The sequence below is a fragment of the Ilumatobacteraceae bacterium genome (assembly GCA_033344875.1).
Classification (GTDB): Bacteria; Actinomycetota; Acidimicrobiia; order Acidimicrobiales; family Ilumatobacteraceae; genus Ilumatobacter.
Genome location: JAWPMO010000001.1, coordinates 3,020,644 through 3,041,990, shown reverse-complemented (window position 1 = coordinate 3,041,990; position 21,347 = coordinate 3,020,644). Strand labels below are relative to the sequence as shown.

Sequence of the window (21,347 nt, the reverse complement as noted above, 5' to 3'; positions counted from 1 at the left end):
CGGGTCGGTCACCAACACCAACATCGATGCCGTCGGGCCGGGCAACCGGCCCGGCGGTTTCGCGTCCCAGGTCGGTTCAGGTCCGGGCCGACAGCGCTCGTCGGAGATGCATCGGTCGGCGCGGCACCGGCGAACTCGTGACGATGTTGGTGGTCGAGTCGCCGTACTCCCACAGGTGCTGCAGCAACGCCTCGAGGTGACCGGTGCTCCGGGCCCGGAGGCGGACGACGTGCGACTCGGAGCCGGTGACGCGGTTGGACTCGATGACCTCGGGCATGGCCTCGATCACGTCGTCGACACCCGGGCGGGCGTTGAGACGGATCACGCACAGCAACGGGAAGCCGAGCTGCTCGTAGTCGACGACCGCCCGGTACCCCTTGATGACGCCGAGCTCCTCGAGTCGGCGAACCCGTTCGGTCACCGCCGGGGCGCTCAGACCGACCCGTTCACCGAGTTCGCGGTACGACATGCGACCGTCGAGTTGCAGCAGATCGAGCAGCTCGATGTTGATGTCATCCAGGTCGATTGCTGACATGCAGTGACTTTCGCATGTGATCAGGCAAATGACAATGAAATCCAAGGCAATTGACGGAATTCAAACAGAACAACGATGGTTCCGAAATTGGCCGGATGCGGCGTCGGTCATAGCGTTGTGGACATGAACGCTCTCCAGAACCACGCTTTCCAGCACCTCCTGTCGGCGTGGCGCCGGCGGGAAGACGCCCGCTCGTCCGGCACCTTCGCCGACCTCGGTGCCGCCCGCAAGTCGCTCGAGTCCGCTCGGTCGAACATGCAGTCGTCGCTGCAGTCCAGCCTGCGCTGATCCACCAACCCGGTGCCACCGTGGATGGCGCCGAGTCACCGACACCCACGCACCCGGTCGCGCCGCTCGGCGGTCCCGGGTGCGTTTGCGCGTTCAGGGACCGATCGCGCCGTGTCAGCCGAGGCCGGTGAGGACGTCCTGGAGGGCTTCGAGGCCGGCTGCGAGCGAGTCGGTCAGACTCGCGAGTTCGGTGTCGCGCACCTCGATCGCGATCGGCACGTCGAGCTGCACCGGGAACTCCTCGTCGAGTTCGACGGTCTCGTTGATCGGGATGTCGACCACGAGGTCGACCGGCACGTCGACGTCGACGGGCACGTTCACGTCGAGCGGGATCCCACCGAACGGTGTGTCGATCGTGATCGTGGTGTCGAACGACTCGTTGATCGGGATCGTCGTCTTGATCGGCACCTGGACCACACGGTCGAGGAGGATGTCGGTCTTGACCGGGATCACCTCGTCGATCTCCACGTCGAACGCGATGGTCGAGTCGCCGAATTCGCGCAGCCCGGCGATCGCTTCCTCGACGCCGGCGGACACCTGCGGTTCGAGAGCGACGAGCTGCTCCTGGAAGCCGGTGATCTGTGACGCGTACAGCGCGGCGCCCGCTTCGACCCGTTCGAGGTCGGCCTGGGTGGTCGCGAGGTCCTGCTCGGTCGACTCCAGCGCGGACCGGGCGGCGGCGGCGTCGTCCTGTGCGTCCGCGACGCGCGACATCATCAGGGCGATCACGACGAACGCACCGACCAGCAGCACGGCGAGCAGCCCGATCAGCACGTTCATGCGGGTCGCGAGCGCGTCGATCTCGGACCGGGTCGCCGACGACACCGGCTCCGCCTCGCCGATCGGAACCGGCTCGGCCACGTCGTGCGAATCGATCGGCGCATCGTCGTGCGATTCGATCGGTGCGTCGACCTCGTCGGGGGTGCGTTCGGTATCCATGTTCGTGTCTCCGTTTCGCCGCTTCATGGCGGCGGTCGCGAGCAGGCCGGCGCCGATGACGACCGCAGCGGCGGTGAACGTCTCGGCGATGGCCTGCGCGGTCAAGGTCTCTTGGGCTTCGGTGACGGCGGCCTCGAAGCCGGGGTCGGTGATGCTGGGGAGGTCGATCGTCGATCGCAGGTCGTTGAAGCGGGCGAGGCCCCATGCCGTCAGCGCCGACAGTCCGACGCTGAAGCCCATCAACCGGACGACCATCACGACCGAAGCTGCGGCGCCACGCTGATCGGACGGCGCGGCGTCGACGACGGCGCTGGTGGTCGGAGCGACCGTGAGGCCGAAACCGCCACCGAGCAGTGCGAGCTGGATCGCGAACACCGGGTACGACGTGTCGGACGTCCAGGTGGCACCCATCCACGCGTAGGCGCCGGTCGACATGGCGAGGCCGGCGAGCACCGGAGGTCGGTACCACCATCGTTCGGTCGCGCGGCCCCCGACGTACGACATGACCGCCATCGCCGCGGTCAGCGCCGACAGGATCGATCCGGCGACCACCGCCGAGCGCTCGAGATCGAGCTCGACGGAGTTGATGAACAACGGCACGTCGACCATCGCGATCACGAGCGCAGCACCGACGACGAAGTTCACGAACAGCGCGATCAGGAGGTTGCGGCCGCGGAAGAGGCGTCGGTCGAACAGCGGGTGGTCGCTCCGCCGCTGCTGCCACACGAACGCCACCCCGGCACCCAGTGCGACGAGGTAGAGGAACCGCCAGTCGGTGCCCTCACCCGTCAGTTCGGAGAGGCCGTTCACGCTCTGGATCTCGGCCGATCCCAGGAGCGCGACGTTGAGGCTGACCAACGTGACCGTCAGGAGGACGGCACCGAGCCAGTCGATCCGTTGCCGATGCTCGGGGCGGTCGTGACCCTCGAGCGCCCACCACGACGCGGCCAGGCCGGCGATCGCGAACGGGATGTTCAGCCAGAACTGCCACTGCCACGAGAGGAAGCGGACGAGCATGGCGCCGTACAGCGGACCCCAGACCCAGCCCATCGTCTCGATCGCACCGAGCGTGCCGAGGGCACGGGCACGCTTTCCCTCCGGGTAGACGTCGCCGACGACAGCGAGCGCGACGGGCACCATGGCCCCACCGCCGATCGCCGTCATCACCCGACCGGTCAGGAACCATCCGAACGCCGAGTCGAACTCGACCGACAGCGGGATCAGGATCGTGCCGACGAGGAACAGGAGGTACGCGCCGACGAAGGTCCGTCGTCGGCCGAGCACGTCGCTGATGCGACCGGCGATCGGCATGATCGCGACGAACGCGATCAGGTACGCGTTGACGATCCACGCCGCGTCGTCGAGCCCGTCGGGCAGCACGAGGCCGAGATCGCCGATGATCGGTCGCAGCATCGTCGACACGACCGTGAGGTCGTCGGCCGCGACGAAGACGCTGAAGCCGACGACCGCGAGGATCGCTCCCGGGGAGGGGCGGCGTCGGCCGGAGTCGATCGAGATCTCGGTGGTGTCAGTCACGCACGTTCTCCGGCGGTTCGATCGTGAAGCTGTCGCCGTACTCGGCGAGTTCGAGTTCCCACCGGGCATCGGCGCCGTCGATCTGCGTGGTGAACTCGGCGGCGGTCACGAGCGCCGTGGTGGGGTGGATCCAGAAGTCGACCGGCACGTCCTGATCGCGCACGAGGTCGACGGTGATGTTGCGAACGTCGGCGGCGTCGGCGACCCCGCGCACGCGGTAGCGGTCACCGCCTCGGTCGTCGATGCCGACGAGTTCGACGTCGCGCAGGTTGGCGATCAGCGGCTGCCAGCCGTCTTCCGGATCGAAGAAGCGCGAGGGGTCGATGTCGTAGCCGGCCGGAAGGGTCTCGAAATCGCCGGTGACCGGGTTGGAGATCCAGACCTCGGTGTCGATCGCGACGGCGCCGATCTTGGTCGGCAGGTTGCCGCTGACGGTCACCGTGAGTTCGGCCTGCGCCTTGGTCGGCACCGTGAACTGGCCACGCAGTCCGTCGAGCGCGATCTCTTCGAACTGATCGATGAAGACGGGAGCGCCGGAGCGTTGGAGTCGGAACTCGACGCTGGTCACCTCCGACATCGCCGTCGCGGAACGCTGCATCAGCGCGCGCGGGTCGACGGCGGGGTCGGCGACGGCACCGTCGTCGAGGTCGACGACCTCGGTCGTCTCGTCGTCTGCACGGCTCGCCGAGCCGGAGCCGGACCGCACGACCACCACGAAGGTGGTGATCAGGGCGAGTGTCGCAACTGCGACGGCTCCGGTGGCGAACAGTGACGCACGATCGGTGCGTCGTTGGTCGGTCATGGACGTTCCTCCTGCCACACCCCCGGTTCGAACCGGTATCAGGCGTAACAGTTCCTCAACCGGACCCCGACGAAACCTATTCCGCCTCCGGCCCCGCCGAGCGACTGCTGGTCAGCCGGTGACGACGATCGTGCCCGTCATCGAGGGGTGGAAGTTGCAGAAGTATGCGAACTCGCCCGGTTCGGTGAACGTGAACTCGAACGATTCGTCCTGACTCAGGGCGCCGGAGTCGAACGTTCCGTCCTCGGCCGTCCACGTGTGCGGAGCGGCATCGGTGTTGGTCACGACGACCGTCGTGCCGACCGCCACCTCGGTGACGCCGTCGAACGAGAAGTCGGAGATCGTGATCGTGTTCCCCGACGCGCTGTCGGAGGCATCGGCCGAGTCGGCAGGGTCCGCGGAGTCCGCAGGATCGGAGGAGGCGACCCCCACGTTCGCGGCGACGACGGCGACGTCGCCGTCGGCGGTCACCGCCGGACCGTCGACCCCGTCGACGCTCCCGAACTCGTAGACGCCGTTGGCGTTCGTGTCGATGTGCGCCATCGGATAGACCACCGCGTCGGCCGCCAGCGGCTCGTCGAGCGCGATCGTGACGTCGCTGCTGCTGCCCTCGGGCAGCAGTTCGCTCACACCGATGACGGGACCGGGAGAACCGCCTCCGTCCGCATGGACCGCGATGAAGCCCGGTGCCGGGAGATCGACGCCGGCCACGACGACGGTCGTGCCGTCACCTTCCTGCGCTTCGGCCGTGATGGTCGCCGGCTGCGTCGGCACGTCGTCCGCGCCGTCGGCCACGCTCGTGGTCGCCCCGGGATCCTCGGGCTCGGCGGCGTCGTCACCGCCGCCACATGCGGCGAGCGTGAGCGCGAGGCCGGCGCCGAGTGTCATCGCAGTTCGGGCAGAGCTTCGGAAGGTGTTCACGTCCAACAGTTCGGAGCCGAAGCCGATCCGGTTCGCGCCGATGTCGAGAAGTCTCAGCGAGCCATCCCGTAGAACTCGTCGTTCGGTCGCATGCCGGTGAAGTTGGCGTACCGGTTCGAGAGCGCGAACAGGGCCGTGATCGCGCCGATGTCCCAGATCTCGTCGTCGGTGAATCCGAGTGCCCGCATCGCTGCGAGATCGGCGTCGCCGACGTTCGCCGAGTCGGTCGCGACCTTGAGCGCGAAGTCGACGATGTGCCGCTCGCGTTCGCTCAGATCCGCCTTGGCCGGGTTGGTCGCGACCTGGTCGGCGAGCAATGGGTTCTTGGTGCGTATCCGCAGGATCGCACCGTGCGCGACCACGCAGTACAGGCAGCCGTTGGCGGCCGACGTGGCGACCACGATCAGTTCCCGTTCGGCTTTCGAGAGCCCCTCGTTGCTGTCCATCAATGCGTCGTGGAACGCGAAGAACGCCCGGAACTCCGCCGGACGGCGGGCGAACGCGAGGAACACGTTGGGGACGAACCCCGACTTCTCCTGGACGGCCAGGATCTGCTCGCGGATGTCGTCGGGCAGATCGTCGAGCTCGGGGACGTCGAAGCGGGAGATCGCACGTTCGGTCATCGCACGAGCATCGCGCACCCGCCGGGGTCACGCCCGACGGAGCACCGCCCACAGGCCGGTACCCGCTCGAGCTGTGACGCCGTGCCAGCTACCCGGGAGTGCGCGTTCGACGTCCGCCGGCGGCAGGTGGATCGGCGTCTGGTCGCCCTTGGTGTTGACCCAGACGATCGAACCGTCGGGGCGGAGCACCCGATCGACCTCACCGGGGAACAGGATCATGTTGATCATCAGGATCGCGTCGAACGAGTCGGCCGGGAAGGGGAGCGCCGACGAGTCAGCGCGCACCTTCGGCGCGAGTCCGTCGGGTGCGTGGGCGAGCATGCCGGCGGAGAGATCGACCGAGACCTGCTCGACCCCGCGCTGGTGGAGGAGCCGCGTGCCGGCGCCCGTGCCGGAACCCAGCTCGAGCCAACGGCCGTCGAGCGGCGGTGTGCCACGGTCGAGGGCGTCACCGACGACCGCGGCCTTGACCGGGTCGACCTGCCGCTCGGTCCACTCGGGCGCCAGGCCGTCGAAGATCGCCGCCACGCGGCGGGCATCGTCGTCGGTCCACGGCTCGCCGAGCGCGATCGACCGGGTCAGTTTCCGCATCGGATGGCTCGGCCCCGCGAACGGTTCGGGTTCGGTCGCATCCGGATGATCGGGGAGGTGCGTGATCATCGGCCCATCCTCATCGAGGTCTCGCCGCGACGGCGAACGCGACGGCGGCGGCAGCACCGACGTTGAGGGAGTCGACGTCGTGGTCGATCGGCAGTCGGACCCGGTGTGTCGCGGTCGCCATCGTGCGCTCGGTGATCCCCGGCCCCTCGGCGCCGAGGACGAGCGCGAGCCGCTCTGGCGGCCGGAGGCCCCAGATGTCGACGCTGCCCGACGCAGGCGTCAGCGCCCACGACTCGAACGCCGCCCGGTGCAGCGTCGGCAGCACGTCGGGCCAATCGCCGGCGTCGACCCGACAGCACGGCAGGAAGAGGATCTCGCCCATGCTGACCCGGACGGTCCGGCGGGTGTAGGGGTCGATGCAGGTCGGGTCGAGGACCAGCCCGTCGATGCCGAACGCGCGCGCCGAGCGGGCGATCGCACCCAGGTTCTCGGGATCGTTCAACCCTTCGAGGACCGCCAGCCGGTCACACCGGTCGGCAAGGTCGGACAGGGCCGGGAGCGGGCGTCGGTCGGCCGCGGCGATCGCGCCCCGATGCAGGTCGAAACCGACGATGTCGTGCAGGACGTCACGGTCGACGACGAACGTGGGCGCATCGAGCGGGTCGAGGAGATGACGGAGCCGTTCGTGCTTGCGTTCGGACACGACGACCGACCGGATCCGGTGCCCCGACGCGATCAGCCGCTCGATCGCCACCGGTCCTTCGGCGATGAAGAACTCGTCGCCCTCGATGACCCGGCGAGCCGAGATGTCGCGGAGCTCGCGGTAGTCGACGAGCCGGGGATCGGTCGCGTCGTCGATCCGCTCGGCCATCCGACCAGTGTGCCAGTGACTTGTGATCCGTGCCGCCGTACGCGACAATCGAACACGTGTTCCCTTCGCCGATCATCGGGCAGCGATCGCTGTTCGGGTCGCTCGATCCAGAGTACGACCCGTCGTTCCGTGAACTGACGCGGCTCGATCTCGACGGTCGCACCTGGGTCGATCACGTCCCGGGCTGGTTGACCGGCTCCGACCAACTGTTCGACGAACTCACCGCCGGGCTGCCGTTCCGGCAGCGCACCGGCATCCGCATGTACGACCAGATCGTCGACGAACCCCGGCTGTCGGCGTGGTGGAGCGTCGCCAGCGGACAGCCGGAACCGATGCCGATCCTGCGCGAGATCCGGCTGCTGCTCGCCGACCGCTACGGCGAACCGTTCGACTCGATCGGCTTCAACCTCTACCGCGACGGCACCGACTCGGTTGCCTGGCACGGCGACCGTCACCGGCACGTCGTCACCAACCCGGTCATCGCGATCCTGAGCGTCGGCGCGGCTCGACCGCTCAAGCTGCGACCACGCGGTGGTGGCGCGTCGCTCGCCTGGCCGCTCGGTCACGGCGACCTGTTCGTGATGGGCGGCGCGTGTCAGCACGAATGGGAGCACACCGTGCCGAAGATGCGCGCCACGAGCGGCGCCCGACTCAGCATCACCTTTCGATCGGTCTGACGCGTCGGTGCCAGGCGCCGCCCCGTCAGCGGGCGAACACCTGGTCGTCGTGCTCGAAGGCCTTGAACTCGAGTGCGTTGCCGCTCGGGTCGAGCACGAACATCGTCGACTGTTCACCCGGCTCGCCGACGAACCGGGTGTGCGGCTCGATGACGAACTCGACATCCGCCGCCCGTAGCCGATCGGCGAGCGTGCGCCACGCCCCGGGTTCGAGCAGCAACCCGAAGTGCGGGACCGGGACGTCGTCGCCGTCGACCGGGTTGACGATGCGTTCGCCCGCCCGTTCCGACAGGTGGGCCACGATCTGGTGGCCGTACAGGTCGAAGTCGACCCAGTGGTCGTCGGACCGGCCCTCGGCACACCCGAGCACATCGCCGTAGAAGTGGCGGGCGGCCGCGAGGTCGTGCACCGGGAACGCGAGATGGAAGCGCGGTCGCGGCGTCGAGGTCACGACGAGCTCCGCGGCAGCGGCACGGCGTAGGTGCCCTGCGCCACGGCGGTGATCTTGTGGGGCGTGCCGTCGACCCAGATGTGCACCGTGCCGACGACGCTGCGGCGGCTGACCGTTTCGAGGTCGGCACGGCCGATGATGCGCTCGCCGACCGCCGGCCGCAGGAACCGGATCGAGAGCTCGGACGTGAGGGCCATCGGCTCGATCCGATCGAGGCCGACGAAGGCGAGGAACCACAGCGCACAGTCGGCCAACCCGAACTGTGTCGGGCCCGACACGAAACCGCCGGGACGGATGTCGGACGGCGTGACGTCGTACGCCGCGACGGCGTAATCGGCACCGAGTTCGATGCATCGGTTACCGGTGCCGGGGAACTGATCGACGATCATCGCGTTGATCTCCGCGATGTCCAACTTGCTGGTCATGTCGCCACGCTACGGAGACGACGTGCTAACCATCGAACCATGATCCGCAACGTCGTGGTGGTGGGGGCGTCGCTCGCAGGGCTGCGAGCTGTCGAAACGCTCCGTACCGGCGGGTTCGACGGCAACGTCACGTTGATCGGTGACGAGTCTCACCTGCCGTACGACCGACCGCCGCTGTCCAAACGGCTCCTCGCCGGCGAGTGGGAGCCCGATCGCATCGTGCTCCGCAAGCCCGACGACATGGGAACGCTCGACGTCACGTGGCGCCGCGGCGATGCCGCGACCGGGCTCGACCTCGACCGCAACGTCGTGTCCCTGGCCGACGGCGACGAGGTCACGTTCGACGGCTTGATCGTCGCGACCGGCGCCAATGCCCGGCGGCTCCCCGGGCAGGAGGCACACGCGCACGCCACGGTGTTGCGAGGGCTCGACGACGCACTCGACCTCCGGGAGCGACTGGCGCCCGGCGGTCGTCGTGTCGTCGTGATCGGTGCGGGCTTCATCGGTCTCGAGGTGGCCGCGACCGCGAGACAACTCGGCAACGACGTCGTCGTGCTCGAGGGCGGCCCGGCGCCGCTGATGCGCGCACTCGGCCCCGAGATGGGCACGGCGGTGGCGGCCGTGCACGCCGACCACGATGTCGAGATCAGGTGTGGCGTGCAGGTCGAGGATCTCGCGAGCGGTGCGGTGCTGATCGACGGCGGCTGGCACGAACCGGCCGACGTCGTCGTCGTCGGGATCGGTGTCGCTCCCTCCACCGGGTGGCTCGAGGGGTCCGGGCTGCAGATTCGTGACGGGCTCGTGTGTGGCGCCGATCTCAACGCCGGCCACCCGCTCGTGTACGGCGCCGGTGACGTCGTGCGATGGCACAACCCGCTGTTCGACGAGGAGATGCGCATCGAACACTGGACCAACGCTGCCGAACAGGGTGCACACGCGGCGACCAACCTGATCTCCGAGGCGGCCGGGCAGCCCCGGGCCGACTACGCACCGGTGCCGTTCTTCTGGAGCGAGCAGTACGACCGTCGCATCCAGTTCCTCGGACGCGCCGCTCCCGACGACGACGTGGTGGTCGTCGCCGGTTCGGTCGACGACCGTCAGTTCGCCGCCCTGTACGGCCGAGCGGGACGCCTCCGAGGTGTCCTGGGCCTCAACATGCCGCGAGCGGTGATGCCGTTCCGCAAACACCTGCTCGACCGCATCGACTTCGCCGAAGCGGTCGAGATCGCCACCGCAGCGCCCTGAGCTGCCGGGCGCGTTCGGGGTCCGCTCGCGCGTCGTAGGCTGCAGGAATGTCGCACTTGTCGAACGTGTGGTTCAAGGTCACCGACCTCGAGGTCGCCTCGGGACGGGGGTGTCGGGTCACCACGGTGGACGGTCACGAGTACCTCGATTTCGCGGCGGGCATCGCCGTGAACTCGACCGGCCACTGCCACCCCAAGGTCACCGCTGCGATCGCGGCCCAGGCCGAGCGCTTCCTGCATGCGCAGGCCAACGTGTTCACCCACGATCTGCTCGAACCGCTGGCATCGAAGCTCGACGAGATCACCCCGGCCGGCATCGACACGTTCTTCTTCGCGAACTCGGGCGCGGAGATCACCGAGGCCGCGGTCAAGCTCGCGAAGCAGGTGACCAAGCGACCGAACGTGGTCGTCTTCCAGGGCTCGTTCCACGGACGCACCCATCTGTCGATGGCGATGACCACGTCGAAGACCGTCTACCGCGCCGGACACGCACCGCTGCCCGGTGGGGTGTTCGTGGCACCGTTCCCGGATCCGCTCGCCTCCGATCAGGAGGCGACCATCAACGCGTCGCTGCGTGGATTCGACCGGCTCCTCCAGCAGCAGACCGCACCGGGTGAGACCGCGGCGGTCATCCTCGAACCGGTACTCGGCGAGGGTGGGTACGTCCCCGCTCCCCGGGCCTTCATCGAGGGCATCGTCGAGCGGTGCCGCGAGCACGGCATCATGTTCATCGCCGACGAGGTGCAGAGCGGCTTCGGTCGTACCGGCAACTGGTTCGCCGTCGACCAGTTCGACATCGAGCCCGACATCGTCTGCATGGCCAAGGGCATCGCGAGCGGGTTCCCGTTCGCGGCGCTGGGCACCCGACGCGAACTCGACGACCAGTGGCCGACGGGCAGCCACGGCGGCACGTACGGCGGCAACCCGATCGGTTGTGCGGCCGCGCTCGCCACGATCGAGGTCATGAGCGAACCCGGCTTCCTCGACAACGTCCGCACCCGCGGCACCCAGCTGCGCGACGCGCTCAGCGAGCTCAAGGAGCACTACCCGATCCTACGTCAGGTGCGCGGACCCGGCCTGATGGTGGGTTCGAGCTTCGAAGACGCCTCCGTCGTGCCGGCGGTGCTCGAGCACTGCCGTCGTGAAGGTCGAGTGATCCTGATGAGCGCCGGCACCGACGGCAACATCGTGCGCTGGATGCCACCGCTGGTCGTGACCGCTGCCGAGATCGACGAGGCGGTCGGCGCGTTCTCCAACGCGCTGAAGGCCACCGTCTGACGCGATGCCGCGCCTCGACACCACTCGGCTCGAGACGTGGCGTGAACTCCAGTCGGTCGTCACCGACATCACACGCGGGATCGACGAGGACCTGCGCCTCGAGTGGGCCGTTCCGCTCGGTTGGTTCGACGTCCTGGCCGCACTGCGGCAACTCGACGGTCGGGCTCGACCGCAGGACGTCGCGAACCGGATGAGGATCCCGGCGTCCAGCCTCAGCCGTCGGTTCGACCGCCTCGAGGAGGAGGGCTGGATCGCCCGCCACCGTCAGGTCGACCCCGACGATCACCGCGCCGTCGACATCGAGCTCACCCCGCGGGGTCGCACCCTGTGGCGCGAGATGAGCGTGACGTACCGGCGGTCGGTGCAGGCACGGTTCGCCGGCCGACTCGACGACGATCAGATCGCCGCGATCCGTGACGTCACCGGTCTGGTCGACCCGGCCGACGACGAGTCCTGACCGCGAGGGCGGCGAGCTCGAAGCGCCCGCCTACACGTCGACGGTGACGGGCTCCGTCTCGGGGTCGGTGCTCGATGTGGGGTCGACGCCCGCACCGAGGTTGGCGTGCATCTTCTCGAGTTCGTGCCCCTCGACGTTGAGCGTCGGGACGATCCGGTCGAGCCACTTCGGGAACCACCAGTTGCGGCTACCGAGCAGCTCCATCGTGGCCGGTACGAGCAGCATGCGCACGAGCGTGGCGTCGAGGAACACGGCGAGCGCGAGACCGGTGCCGAAGAGCTTGATGATCCGGTTGTCCTCGAGCAGGAATGCACCGAACACGACGACCATGATCGCGGCGGCGGCGGTGATGACCCGGGCCGTGGCGGCGAGTCCGTCGGCGACGGAGTTCTTGGCGTCACCGGTGCGGTCGTACTCCTCCTTGACCCGCGACAGCAGGAAGACCTCGTAGTCCATCGACAGACCGAACACGATCGCGAACAGCATCATCGGCACGAACGGTTCGATCGGCGCCGGCTCGATGCCGGTCAACCCGCCGAGCCAGCCCCACTGGAAGATCGCGACGACCACGCCGTACGACGCGGCGATCGACAGGACGTTCACGATCACGGCCTTGAGCGGCACGAGCAACGACCGGAACACCATCATCAGCAGGAAGAACGACACGGCGAGTACGGCCCCGAAGAAGATCAGGATGCGGCCGGCGAGATAGTCGGAGAAGTCGATGTTGGCCGGCACCGCTCCGGTGAGGCTGGCTGCGACGCCGGTGTCGGCGACGATCGGTGCGATCACGTCGTCGCGCAGTCGCGAGACGGTCTGTTCGGTCACCTCGTCCTGCGGCGAGGTGGTGGGGACGATGCGCACGACGAACGCCTCGGTGGCGGTGAGGTCGACCTCACCGGTCGCCGGGTCGGCGTTGTTCGGGAACGGCTCGGAGACGCTCTGCACGCCCGGGTCGGCGGAGATCGCGGCCGCCAGCTGTTGCACGGTGGGAACGTCGTCGGGACCGTCGATCTCGGCCGCGAGCAGGAACGGACCGTTGAAGCCGGGACCGAACCCTTCGGCGACCAGGTCGTACGCCTGCCGGGTGGTGGTCTCCTCGGGGAAGTTGCCTTCGTCGGAGAACCCGAGACGGAGGCCGAGCACCGGCGCGGCCAGCAGGAGCAGGACGCCGGTGCCGACGAGCAGGAACGTCCAGGGACGGTTCTGGATGAGATGGCTCCACCGGTACGCCCAGGTCTCGCGGATCGGCTTCTGGGTCCTGGCCGGCACGATGCCCCGAAGCGGGGCGAAGCCGAAGCTCGCGAGCAGCGTGCCGACGAACAGCACGCCACCGAACAGTGCGAGCACCGGGAGGCTGAGACCCAGGCCGAGCAGTGCGATCGAGGCGAATCCGGCCATGATCAGACCGCGCCAGCGGGTCACTTCGAGTCGGTCGTGGGCCAGTGCGAGGAGCGCCGGCAGCAGCGTGATCGACGCGAGCAGGGTGACGGCCACCGTCGCCGCGGCGGCGATGCCCAACCCGGCGATGAACGGCAGTCCGATCAGCAACATGCCGAGCAGCGACACCACGACGGTGATGCCGGCGAACACGACCGCACGACCGGCGGTGTCCATCGCCCCGACGGTCGCCTGCTCCGGTGTCGCGCCCGCTCTCGTCAACTCGCGGTACCTGGTGATGATGAACAGCGCGTAGTCGATGCCGACGCCGAGTCCGATCATGATGCCGATCAGCGGTGCGAACTCGGGGATCTGGAACGCGTGGGTGAGGAGCGACACGAGGCCGAAGCCGCCGGCGCCGACACCGGCGATGGCGATGCCGATCGGCAGGCCCATCGCGAGCACCGAACCGAACGACAGGACCAGCACGACGATGGCGAACGCGAGACCGATCAGCTCGGACTCCGGCGGCTCGAACTCGCCGAGCGCGGCTCCGCCGAGTTCGACGCGGAGGCCGTCGATCTCGGGGATCGCCTCGTCGATCGTCTGACCGATGACGACCGACTCCGATTCGTTGATGTCGTTCGCCAGGTTGACCTGCGCGAACGCGATGGTGCCGTCGTCGTTGATCTGCTCGGCGCCGAACGGGGTGTACGGGCTGACGAGCGTGACGCCCTCGATCTCGGCGACCTCTCCGAACAGTGTGGTCATCGCCGCTTGGATCTCCGGGTCGTCGATGCCCGCATCGCTCTGGAAGACGATCTGGCCACCGAAGGCGCTTCCGGCGCCGGGGAAGTACTCCTCGAGCACTTCGAACCCGGTGTTGCTCTCCGAGCCGGTCGAGGTGAACTCGGCGTCGAAGGCGGCGCCGACGATGCCGCCGGCGGCGTTCAGCCCGACGATCAATGCGATCCAGACGCCGATGACGGTCCAGCGGTGGTGGTAGCACCACCGGGCGAGGGTTTGGTACATCGGGCTCTCCTCAGGATCGAGTGCGACACGGATCGCAGCCCGGCTTGTCTATCTGGTCGAAGGGGGTTGCCGCAACGGTTTCGTAGCGGAATGTTGCACATGTCACAGACGCTGCGGGATTATTTGCCTGCTCGATGGTGGCAGCGTGCGCTCCTGTCGCTACGGTCGCGTAGCAATATGTCCGGACGACTCAGTTCCGCCGCGCGGGCCAAGATGCTGCGTGCCACGCAGGACCTCGTGCGCGACCGCGGACTGGAGGCGTTCACCGTCGAGGCGGTGGCGGCGGCGTCCGGTGTCGCCAAGACCACGATCTACCGCCACTTCCCGTCGTCGGACGAGTTGCTGCTCGCCGCGCTCTCCGAGATCGTCGGCGACGTGCCCGACATCGACACCGGTGATGTCCGCTCCGACCTCGTGGAACTCATGCGCATGTTCGCCGAGGTCGGCACCCGGCCCGACCTGCGGCAGATCATGACGGCGGTGATGCTGCGAGCGGCCACCGACGACGAGTTCAACCGGCTGCGGCTGCGGCACATCGCCGAGCGCAAGGCGCCGCTCCGGCTCGTGATCCAGCGCGGCATCGCCGCCGGCCTGATCGATCCCACCATCGACATCGAGACGGTGTCGGCGCTGCTCGAGGGTCCGATGATCGCTCGCGTCATGCACGATCGGTCGGGGTTCCGGCCGGGCGAGATCGACGAGATCGTCGAACTGGTGTTGCGCGCGGTCGCTCCGGGCCATCAGGCGTGATCCGACCGGCGTCCGCTCCGGTTGTGACACCGGACACAGCCGCGGGCAAACTCGTCGCATGACCACCGCCGTCATCGTCGACGCCGTGCGGACTCCGCTGGGGAAACGCAACGGAAAGCTGCAGCACTGGCACCCCGTCGACCTGGCGGCCGAGACCCTGACCGCACTCGTGGACCGCAACGATCTCGATCCCGCGATGGTCGATGACGTCGTGTTCGGGTGCGTGATGCAGGTCGGCGAGCAGACCGCCAACGTCGCTCGCAACGCCGTGCTCGCTGCCGGTTGGCCCGAACACGTGCCGGGCACGACCGTCGACCGGCAGTGCGGGTCGAGTCAGCAGGCCGCTCACTTCGCGGCGCAGGGCGTCATCGCCGGCGCCTACGACATCGTCGTCGCCGGCGGCGTCGAGGTGATGACCCGCGTGCCGATGGGGTCGTCGATGGCCGACGGCAAGTACGGCTACCCGTTCGGCCCGCGCATCGGTGCCCGCTACGCCGACCAGGGTGGACTGGTCCCCCAGGGGATCTCGGCCGAACTGATCGCCGACCGATGGGACATCTCGCGCGAGGAGATGGACGAGTACGGCGCTCGGTCGCAGCAGCGAGCCCACCGAGCGGTCACCGAAGGACGATTCGACCGCGAGATCATCCCGGTCGCCGGCGTCGACGGATCACCCGTCTGCCACGACGAGGGGGTCCGGAGCACCACGGTCGAGACGCTCGCCAAGTTGAAACCGGCATTCCTCGCGGAGGCCGACGGTGGTCGCGTGACCGCCGGGAACTCGTCGCAGATCACCGACGGTGCCGCCGCGCTGCTGATCATGAGCGAGGCACGGGCACTCGATCTCGGCCTGACGCCGCGGGCTCGGTTCGTCGACTTCGCCCTCGCCGGCGCCGACCCGCGTCTGATGCTCACGGCGCCGATCCCGGCGACGAGCAAGGTGCTCGACCGGGCAGGGATGCGGCTCGACGAGATCGACCTGATCGAGATCAACGAGGCATTCGCGACGGTGGTGCTCGCCTGGCAGCGCGAACATCACGCCGACCCCGAGCGGGTCAACGTCAACGGGGGAGCGATCGCCCTCGGTCACCCGCTCGGCTGCTCGGGTGCCCGACTGATGGCGACGCTGGTCAACGAACTCGAGCGAAGCGGCGGCCGGTACGGGCTGCAGACCATCTGCGAGGGCGGCGGGATGGCCAATGCGACCATCATCGAGCGGCTCGGGTGACGGTCGATTCGGCGGCCGATCGGCTGCCCACAGGCCCTGGGGATAACCGGTAGCGTTGAGGTCGTGATTCTCGCCGCATCTGTGGGCAGTGTGCTGTGGTTCCTGCTGGGCCTCGTGCTGATGGTGGTCCTGTGGCGGACCGGAATGACGATGCTGCACGCGCTGTCGGCACCCCCGGCACCCCCGCCGGAACCCGGCGAACTCCGCAAGGTGAACATGCGGTATCGCTGTGATGTCTGCGGGGTGGAGTTGAAGTTGACGTTGGCCCCCGATGCCGATCCGCCGCCTCCGAAGCACTGTTTGGAGGAAATGGTGGTCGTCGCGCCACTCTACGACTGAGTTCGCGAGCGTTATCCACCAACCTGTGGATAAGTGTGGGGGAAACTACACTGGTGTGAGTTCGCCGATTGTGGACAACCGGCGTGCCGGACGGTGCGCGCGGAGCGCGGTCGGGCGGGCGGCTAGCGCCACTTGGTGGCGGTGTAGAGGCCGCCGAGGATCGCTCCCAGACCCACCAGGGTGAGCCAGTTGTTGCCCTGGAACACCAGGTTGCGGAGGATGATCACGATCATGCCGATGATGAACAGCGCGACCATCAGCACCGGGATCCAGGGCTGCGGTGCCCGCATCTCGCTCGTGACCGGAGGGGTGTAGCGGGTCGAGGCGTGCACGCCCCGCTCGTTCTCGGTCGGGTTGGCGATCCGCTGCTCGCCGGGCCGCGTGCCCTTGGGGGTCGTTCGACCGCCGCCTGTCTTGCGCTTTGGAGGTGCCACGAGCATCGAGTCTAGAGCCACTCGGGGACTTCCACGGCGACGGGTCGCCGCTGGCGGCTCACACGACGCTTCGCTCGGCGGTCCCAACCCGTGCCGACCGGCGGCGGCCGCGTCGGTAACGTGAGCGTCGATGCCTCGCATTCTCGTGATCGACTCGTACGACAGCTTCGTGTACAACCTCGTGCAGTACCTGGGTGAGCTGGGTGCCGACCCGATCGTGCACCGCAACGATCGGATCACCGTCGACGAGGCGATCGGGCTCGCCCCCGACGGGGTGCTGCTGTCGCCCGGTCCGGGTCGCCCCGAGACGTCGGGCATCATCTGCGACGCGGTGACGGCGTTCGCCGCGGCCGGCACACCGGTGCTCGGCGTGTGCCTCGGCCATCAGGCGATCGGCCATGTGTACGGCGCCGAGGTCGTGCGCGCCCCCGAGCTGATGCACGGCAAGACCTCGCCGATCGACCACGACGGCGCCGGTGTCTTCGCCGGCCTCCCGTCGCCGCTCACCGCGACCCGGTATCACTCGCTGGTGCTCGACCCGGCCACGGTGCCCGACGTGCTCGAGGTCACCGCCCGTTCCGCCGACGGCATCGTCATGGGCGTGCGCCACCGTGAGGTCGACGTCGAGGGTGTGCAGTTCCACCCCGAGAGCATCCTCACCGGGTGCGGGCACGACCTCTTGAAGAACTTCCTGGCACGCGCCGCCTGAACCGGCGGGCCCTGATCAGGGGGCCGTGGTCGTGGTGGCGGCGTTGGTGGTCGTGGTCGCCGGCGTCGTGGTGGTGGTCGGCGGTGTGGTGGTGGTCGGCGGCACGGTCGTCGTGGTCGTCGTCGTGCTCGTCGTGGTGGTCGTCTCGGCCACCCGCGCCTGGCCGATCACGATCGAGATCGTCGTGCCCTTGTCGACCTCTTGCGTCGGCGGGATGCTCTGTTCGAGCACGGTGCCGTCGCGCGCATCGCCGGGTTCGAGTTCCTGGTAGCTGACGTCGACCGCGAGACCCTGTTCGTCGAGCGAATTGCGAGCCTGGCCCTCGGTGAGGCCCTCGAGGGGCGGCACCCGCACCTGACCGGGCCCGGAACTGATCACGAGTTCGATGCTCGCGCCGCGCTGGATCAGCGTGTTCGGTGGCGGGTTCGTGTCGATCACGACACCGGCGGGGATCACGTCGTCGACCCGTTCGACCGTGGTGACGACCAGACCGTAGGCATCGGACTCGAGCAGTGACCGTGCGACCTCGAGTTCATCGCCGATGACCGTGGCGGGGATCGACACCTGCTCGGGGCCACCGGAGACGTACACCACGATCTCGCGTTCCTGTTCGACCCGGGTGTCGGCCGTCGGGTCGGTGCGGATGACGAGGCCCTCGGCGACGTCGCTGAGTTCACGTTCCTCACGGAAGCTGAATCCGGCGGTGCCGAGAATGGCCGCCGCCTGCTCGAGGGTGCGTCCCTCGACGTTCGGCACGGCGACCAGCGCGTCGGTCGGGTTGTAGTAGAGCTCGATGACCCGGCCCTCCGGGACGATCGTGCCGGCGACGGGATCGGTGCGGTGCACGAACTGCGGCGCGAACTGCGGGTTGTCCTCGGGGATCACGATGTACGGCAGGTTGAGCGCGTCGAGCGCGCCCGTCACCCGTTCGAGCGGTTGGTTGACGTAGTTGGCGAGCTCGAGGGCCGTCGACTCGTTGTTCTCCTTGGTCAGGCCCTGGTAGAGCAGCACACCACCGGCGACCAGCGCGATCAGCGCGATGAACGCTGCCAGCGCGTACCAGCCGGTTCGTGAGTTGGAGTCCTGGTAGTAGCGGGCCTCGGCCGATGCTCCCGGCGGGTACTGGCCGAGTTCGGGGCCGGGCTGCTGCGGCATGACGCCGGTGGGGGCCCCGGCGATCTGGGGATGGGCCGTCGGTTGCAGGCCGGAGTACGGCTCCGACACGGTGGGCGTGGTGCCGATCGGTTGGGTCGCTCCCGCCGTCGGGGTCGGCCGCGTGACGCCGGCGGCCGGGGTGCCCGGTCGGGCGGCCGCAGCCACGAGCGCCTGGACCTGTTCGCCGTTGCGGAACCGACGCAGGTCGTCGCGCAGCGCGTGCGCCGACGGGTAGCGCAGCTTCGGATCCTTGGCGAGCAGCTTGGCGATGATCGCCTCGAACGGGCGCGGCACGCCGTCGACGATCTGATTGAGCGGCTGCGGCTTGTCGTGCACCTGCTTGTAGGCGATGCTCACGGGGTTCTCGCCGGTGAACGGTGGCCGACCGGCCACCATCTCGTACATCACGATGCCGAGCGAGTACAGGTCGCTGCGGGGGTCGGGCTGGGCGCCCTGGGCCTGTTCGGGGCTGAAGTAGCTCGCGGTGCCCATGACCGAGCCGGCCTGGGTGAGGTTGGACTCGGTGGCCGAGTTCATCGCCCGGGCGATGCCGAAGTCGGCGACCTTGACCTGCCCGTTCGAGCCGATCATGACGTTCGCGGGCTTGATGTCGCGGTGGGCGAGCCCGGCCTCGTGGGCGAACCCCAGTGCGGCGGCGACCTCGGAGGCGATCTCGGCCGCCTGCTTCGGGGTCAGCTGCTTGTTGGTCTTCAGGATCTCGGCGAGGTTGCGGCCCTGCACGTACTCCATCGCGATGAAGTACGTGCCCTCGTACTTGCCCCAGTCGTACACGTTGACGATGTTCGGGTGGCTGAGGTTGGCGGCGGCCTGGGCTTCGCGCCGGAAGCGCTCGACGAAGTTCGGGTCGATCGCGAACTCGGGGAAGAGGATCTTCATCGCCACCTGGCGATCGAGCAACAGGTCGCGCGCCAAGAAGACGTCGGCCATCCCGCCGCGCCCCACGCGCTTGTGGATCTCGTAGCGGTCGTTGATGACCGTGGCGTCACCGCTGTTGCTCATGTTTGCCTCTGTCCACAGCGCCCTCGGTGGGCGGAGCGAACGTTGCACGAGGCTATCGACCCATCGGCCCCGAATACGTTCATGCCGTCGTCACGGAGGTCGCAGGGGCCCATCAGCCGTCGCTCGTCTCGGGGGCCGTCTCGGCGGGCAGCGGGGGATCGACGGCGAACACGGCGTCGAGCATCGCCTTGGCGATCGGGCCGGCGAGGCGGCCGCCGGTGCCGGCGGAGATCTCGGCGTTGGTGCCCTTCAGCATGACGGCGACCGCGTACTTTGGCTGTTCGACCGGGGCGAAGGCGACGATCCAGGCATGGGAACGTTCGGGCTCGCCCGGGCCGTTGAGCTGCGCGGTGCCGGTCTTCGCGGCGACGCTGATGCCGTTGTCGAGGGCGATGCAGCAGCTGGCGGTGCCGTTCTCGGCGACGCCGACCATGAGGTCCTGGAGGATGCCGGCGGTCTGACGGCTGATCGGGCGCTGCCACACCTCGGGCTGGGTGCGGCTGATGATGCGGCCGTCGTGGTCGAGTTCGGCGTCGACGACGAACGGCGCCATCATCTCGCCGTCGTTGGCGACCGCTGCGGCGACCATCGCCATGTGGATCGGCACCATCTGGTCGTCGTTCTGACCGAACCCCCGGATGGCGAGCAGCGGGAGTTGCTGGTCGATGTCGTCGAAGTCGCCGATCGTACTCGCCGCCGGTCGCGGGAGGTCGATCGGGATCTCCTCGCCGACGCCCCAGCGGGCGATGCCGTCCTGGAATCCCTCGGCGCCGAGCGCGAGGGCGGTCTCGGCGAACGGGATGTTGCACGACCGGCGGAAGACCTCGGCGAGGTCGCCGCCGCACAGCGATCCGCCGTAGTTCTCGATCGGGTCGCTGGTCTGTGGCGGCAGGAACTCGCGGGCGGGTTCCCAGAACGACTCCAGCGTGATCACGCCGGCGTCGAGGGCGGCACCGGTGGTGAGGACCTTGAACGTGGAGCCCGGCATGTAGCGCTGCTGGTAGGCGTTCGCGAGCAGCGGATCACGGTCGTCGGCCTGGAGTTCGGTCACGTACTCGAACGCGGCGTCGTAGTCGGGGTCGGCGACGAGGTTGGGGTCGAAGCTCGGGTAGCTCCACATGGCCGTGACCGCGCCGGTCTCGACCTCCATCAGCACGACCGAACCCTCCCGCGGTCCGAGCAGGAACTTGGCGACCGCCTGCATGTCTTCGCGCACGGTCAGGCGGAGTTCGCCGGAGTTGTCGTTGGTCGGGCTGAAGATGTCCTCGAGGGCCCTGACCTGCTGGGTGAACGTGTCGCCGGTCAGCACGCCCGACTTGGTCTGTTCGAGCTGGGAAGCGCCGAGACCGAACGTGTAGTAGCCGGTGATGTGCGCCAGGAGATCGCCGGTGGGATAGGTGCGGATGAACTTGACGTCGCTGTCGCCGGGCGCTTGCACGCTGCGGGCGGCGACCACGCCGTCGGCGGTGACGATCGGCCCGCGCGGCGTGTCGAACTGGCGGATGAGGGCTCGCGTGTTGCCGGGCTCGGAGGCGAGTTCTTCGGTGCGGTTCACCTGCCAGTAGTTGAGCGCGGCGAACAGCACGATGTACATGGCGATGAGGGCGCCGGCGAGCTGCCGGATCTTGCGGTTCATCGCGCGCCCTGGCACAA

22 protein-coding genes are annotated in these 21,347 nt (G+C 68.5%); 9 read left to right on the top strand and 13 right to left on the bottom strand.

What is annotated here, in order from left to right:
• Window positions 1–76: 76 nt before the first annotated feature.
• Complete coding sequence (locus R8G01_14395; protein ID MDW3215187.1) at window positions 77–535, bottom strand: Lrp/AsnC family transcriptional regulator; 459 nt, start codon at window positions 533–535, stop codon at window positions 77–79.
• A 123-nt stretch (window positions 536–658) separates the two neighbouring features.
• Between R8G01_14395 and R8G01_14390 the strand changes: the two genes are divergently transcribed.
• Window positions 659–823, top strand: coding sequence for a hypothetical protein (locus tag R8G01_14390; protein MDW3215186.1), 165 nt, complete (start codon window positions 659–661; stop codon window positions 821–823).
• 114 nt (window positions 824–937) lie between these two features.
• Here the strand turns inward: R8G01_14390 and R8G01_14385 are convergent, their stop codons facing one another.
• The 6 genes from R8G01_14385 to R8G01_14360 all read right to left on the bottom strand — a co-directional run bounded on the left by R8G01_14385 (window position 938) and on the right by R8G01_14360 (window position 7,115).
• The gene (locus R8G01_14385) at window positions 938–3,298 is read right to left on the bottom strand and encodes an MFS transporter (GenBank protein MDW3215185.1); all 2,361 of its coding nucleotides are present in this window, start codon (window positions 3,296–3,298) and stop codon (window positions 938–940) included.
• A complete protein-coding gene (locus R8G01_14380) occupies window positions 3,291–4,100 on the bottom strand; it encodes an LppX_LprAFG lipoprotein (protein ID MDW3215184.1) in 810 nt (269 codons plus the stop codon). The genes R8G01_14385 and R8G01_14380 overlap by 8 nt, the downstream gene beginning before the upstream one ends.
• A 111-nt stretch (window positions 4,101–4,211) precedes the next feature.
• A complete protein-coding gene (locus R8G01_14375; protein ID MDW3215183.1) occupies window positions 4,212–5,021 on the bottom strand; it encodes a cupredoxin domain-containing protein in 810 nt (269 codons plus the stop codon).
• 53 nt (window positions 5,022–5,074) lie between these two features.
• Window positions 5,075–5,644, bottom strand: a complete 570-nt coding sequence (locus R8G01_14370; GenBank protein MDW3215182.1) for a peroxidase-related enzyme — start codon at window positions 5,642–5,644, stop codon at window positions 5,075–5,077.
• A 27-nt stretch (window positions 5,645–5,671) separates the two neighbouring features.
• Window positions 5,672–6,304 (bottom strand): class I SAM-dependent methyltransferase, encoded by a 633-nt coding sequence (locus R8G01_14365; GenBank protein ID MDW3215181.1) that lies wholly within the window; start codon window positions 6,302–6,304, stop codon window positions 5,672–5,674.
• A 10-nt stretch (window positions 6,305–6,314) separates the two neighbouring features.
• Window positions 6,315–7,115 (bottom strand): RNA methyltransferase, encoded by an 801-nt coding sequence (locus tag R8G01_14360; GenBank protein MDW3215180.1) that lies wholly within the window; start codon window positions 7,113–7,115, stop codon window positions 6,315–6,317.
• A gap of 56 nt (window positions 7,116–7,171) precedes the next feature.
• Here R8G01_14360 and R8G01_14355 point away from each other — a divergent pair, with 56 nt between their 5' ends.
• A complete protein-coding gene (locus R8G01_14355; protein ID MDW3215179.1) occupies window positions 7,172–7,792 on the top strand; it encodes an alpha-ketoglutarate-dependent dioxygenase AlkB in 621 nt (206 codons plus the stop codon).
• Window positions 7,793–7,817: 25 nt separating this feature from the next.
• Here R8G01_14355 and R8G01_14350 read toward each other — a convergent pair whose 3' ends face one another.
• Together R8G01_14350 and R8G01_14345 are read right to left on the bottom strand one after the other, a co-directional pair.
• Entirely contained in the window at window positions 7,818–8,243 is a 426-nt protein-coding gene (locus R8G01_14350) for a VOC family protein (GenBank protein MDW3215178.1), read from the bottom strand.
• A complete protein-coding gene (locus R8G01_14345; GenBank protein MDW3215177.1) occupies window positions 8,240–8,668 on the bottom strand; it encodes a PaaI family thioesterase in 429 nt (142 codons plus the stop codon). The genes R8G01_14350 and R8G01_14345 overlap by 4 nt, the downstream gene beginning before the upstream one ends.
• Window positions 8,669–8,707: 39 nt before the next feature.
• Here R8G01_14345 and R8G01_14340 point away from each other — a divergent pair, with 39 nt between their 5' ends.
• The 3 genes from R8G01_14340 to R8G01_14330 are packed head-to-tail and all read left to right on the top strand — an operon-like array spanning window position 8,708 to window position 11,647.
• The gene (locus tag R8G01_14340; protein ID MDW3215176.1) at window positions 8,708–9,913 is read left to right on the top strand and encodes an FAD-dependent oxidoreductase; all 1,206 of its coding nucleotides are present in this window, start codon (window positions 8,708–8,710) and stop codon (window positions 9,911–9,913) included.
• A gap of 47 nt (window positions 9,914–9,960) precedes the next feature.
• On the top strand, window positions 9,961–11,190 hold the full coding sequence (locus R8G01_14335; protein MDW3215175.1) for an aminotransferase class III-fold pyridoxal phosphate-dependent enzyme: 1,230 nt from the start codon (window positions 9,961–9,963) through the stop codon (window positions 11,188–11,190).
• A 4-nt stretch (window positions 11,191–11,194) separates the two neighbouring features.
• Window positions 11,195–11,647 carry a MarR family transcriptional regulator gene (locus R8G01_14330; protein ID MDW3215174.1) on the top strand — a complete coding sequence of 151 codons (453 nt, stop codon included), beginning with the start codon at window positions 11,195–11,197 and terminating at the stop codon, window positions 11,645–11,647.
• Between the two features lie 30 nt (window positions 11,648–11,677).
• Here the strand turns inward: R8G01_14330 and R8G01_14325 are convergent, their stop codons facing one another.
• Window positions 11,678–14,059, bottom strand: a complete 2,382-nt coding sequence (locus tag R8G01_14325) for an MMPL family transporter (protein MDW3215173.1) — start codon at window positions 14,057–14,059, stop codon at window positions 11,678–11,680.
• A 177-nt stretch (window positions 14,060–14,236) separates the two neighbouring features.
• Here R8G01_14325 and R8G01_14320 point away from each other — a divergent pair, with 177 nt between their 5' ends.
• The 3 genes from R8G01_14320 (at window position 14,237) to R8G01_14310 (ending at window position 16,376) form a co-directional block, all read left to right on the top strand.
• A complete protein-coding gene (locus tag R8G01_14320) occupies window positions 14,237–14,809 on the top strand; it encodes a TetR/AcrR family transcriptional regulator (protein ID MDW3215172.1) in 573 nt (190 codons plus the stop codon).
• A gap of 58 nt (window positions 14,810–14,867) precedes the next feature.
• Window positions 14,868–16,037: an acetyl-CoA C-acyltransferase gene (locus R8G01_14315; protein MDW3215171.1), complete on the top strand. Its 1,170-nt coding sequence runs from the start codon at window positions 14,868–14,870 to the stop codon at window positions 16,035–16,037.
• Window positions 16,038–16,100: 63 nt separating this feature from the next.
• Window positions 16,101–16,376: a hypothetical protein gene (locus R8G01_14310; protein ID MDW3215170.1), complete on the top strand. Its 276-nt coding sequence runs from the start codon at window positions 16,101–16,103 to the stop codon at window positions 16,374–16,376.
• Window positions 16,377–16,498: 122 nt separating this feature from the next.
• On the opposite strand, the gene R8G01_14305 is transcribed toward R8G01_14310, so the two are convergent.
• On the bottom strand, window positions 16,499–16,810 hold the full coding sequence (locus R8G01_14305; protein MDW3215169.1) for a cell division protein CrgA: 312 nt from the start codon (window positions 16,808–16,810) through the stop codon (window positions 16,499–16,501).
• Between the two features lie 130 nt (window positions 16,811–16,940).
• On the opposite strand from R8G01_14305, the gene R8G01_14300 reads away from it, so the two are divergent.
• Complete coding sequence (locus R8G01_14300; GenBank protein MDW3215168.1) at window positions 16,941–17,519, top strand: aminodeoxychorismate/anthranilate synthase component II; 579 nt, start codon at window positions 16,941–16,943, stop codon at window positions 17,517–17,519.
• A gap of 15 nt (window positions 17,520–17,534) precedes the next feature.
• Here R8G01_14300 and pknB read toward each other — a convergent pair whose 3' ends face one another.
• Together pknB and R8G01_14290 are read right to left on the bottom strand one after the other, a co-directional pair.
• Entirely contained in the window at window positions 17,535–19,694 is a 2,160-nt protein-coding gene (gene pknB, locus R8G01_14295; GenBank protein ID MDW3215167.1) for a Stk1 family PASTA domain-containing Ser/Thr kinase, read from the bottom strand.
• 112 nt (window positions 19,695–19,806) lie between these two features.
• Window positions 19,807–21,330, bottom strand: coding sequence for a penicillin-binding transpeptidase domain-containing protein (locus tag R8G01_14290; GenBank protein ID MDW3215166.1), 1,524 nt, complete (start codon window positions 21,328–21,330; stop codon window positions 19,807–19,809).
• Between the last annotated feature and the right edge of the window lie 17 nt (window positions 21,331–21,347).

Bases quoted from the DNA above. Each gene is read 5' to 3' on its own strand.
- R8G01_14340 (MDW3215176.1), top strand. From the start codon at position 8,708: ATGATCCGCAACGTCGTGGTGGTGGGGGCGTCGCTCGCAGGGCTGCGA.
- R8G01_14390 (MDW3215186.1), top strand. From the start codon at position 659: ATGAACGCTCTCCAGAACCACGCTTTCCAGCACCTCCTGTCGGCGTGG.
- R8G01_14365 (MDW3215181.1), bottom strand. From the start codon at position 6,304: ATGATCACGCACCTCCCCGATCATCCGGATGCGACCGAACCCGAACCG.
- R8G01_14300 (MDW3215168.1), top strand. From the start codon at position 16,941: ATGCCTCGCATTCTCGTGATCGACTCGTACGACAGCTTCGTGTACAAC.
- R8G01_14315 (MDW3215171.1), top strand. From the start codon at position 14,868: ATGACCACCGCCGTCATCGTCGACGCCGTGCGGACTCCGCTGGGGAAA.
- R8G01_14330 (MDW3215174.1), top strand. From the start codon at position 11,195: ATGCCGCGCCTCGACACCACTCGGCTCGAGACGTGGCGTGAACTCCAG.
- R8G01_14380 (MDW3215184.1), bottom strand. From the start codon at position 4,100: ATGACCGACCAACGACGCACCGATCGTGCGTCACTGTTCGCCACCGGA.
- pknB (MDW3215167.1), bottom strand. From the start codon at position 19,694: ATGAGCAACAGCGGTGACGCCACGGTCATCAACGACCGCTACGAGATC.
- R8G01_14370 (MDW3215182.1), bottom strand. From the start codon at position 5,644: ATGACCGAACGTGCGATCTCCCGCTTCGACGTCCCCGAGCTCGACGAT.
- R8G01_14345 (MDW3215177.1), bottom strand. From the start codon at position 8,668: ATGACCAGCAAGTTGGACATCGCGGAGATCAACGCGATGATCGTCGAT.
- R8G01_14335 (MDW3215175.1), top strand. From the start codon at position 9,961: ATGTCGCACTTGTCGAACGTGTGGTTCAAGGTCACCGACCTCGAGGTC.
- R8G01_14290 (MDW3215166.1), bottom strand. From the start codon at position 21,330: ATGAACCGCAAGATCCGGCAGCTCGCCGGCGCCCTCATCGCCATGTAC.
- R8G01_14395 (MDW3215187.1), bottom strand. From the start codon at position 535: ATGTCAGCAATCGACCTGGATGACATCAACATCGAGCTGCTCGATCTG.
- R8G01_14325 (MDW3215173.1), bottom strand. From the start codon at position 14,059: ATGTACCAAACCCTCGCCCGGTGGTGCTACCACCACCGCTGGACCGTC.
- R8G01_14320 (MDW3215172.1), top strand. From the start codon at position 14,237: ATGTCCGGACGACTCAGTTCCGCCGCGCGGGCCAAGATGCTGCGTGCC.
- R8G01_14360 (MDW3215180.1), bottom strand. From the start codon at position 7,115: ATGGCCGAGCGGATCGACGACGCGACCGATCCCCGGCTCGTCGACTAC.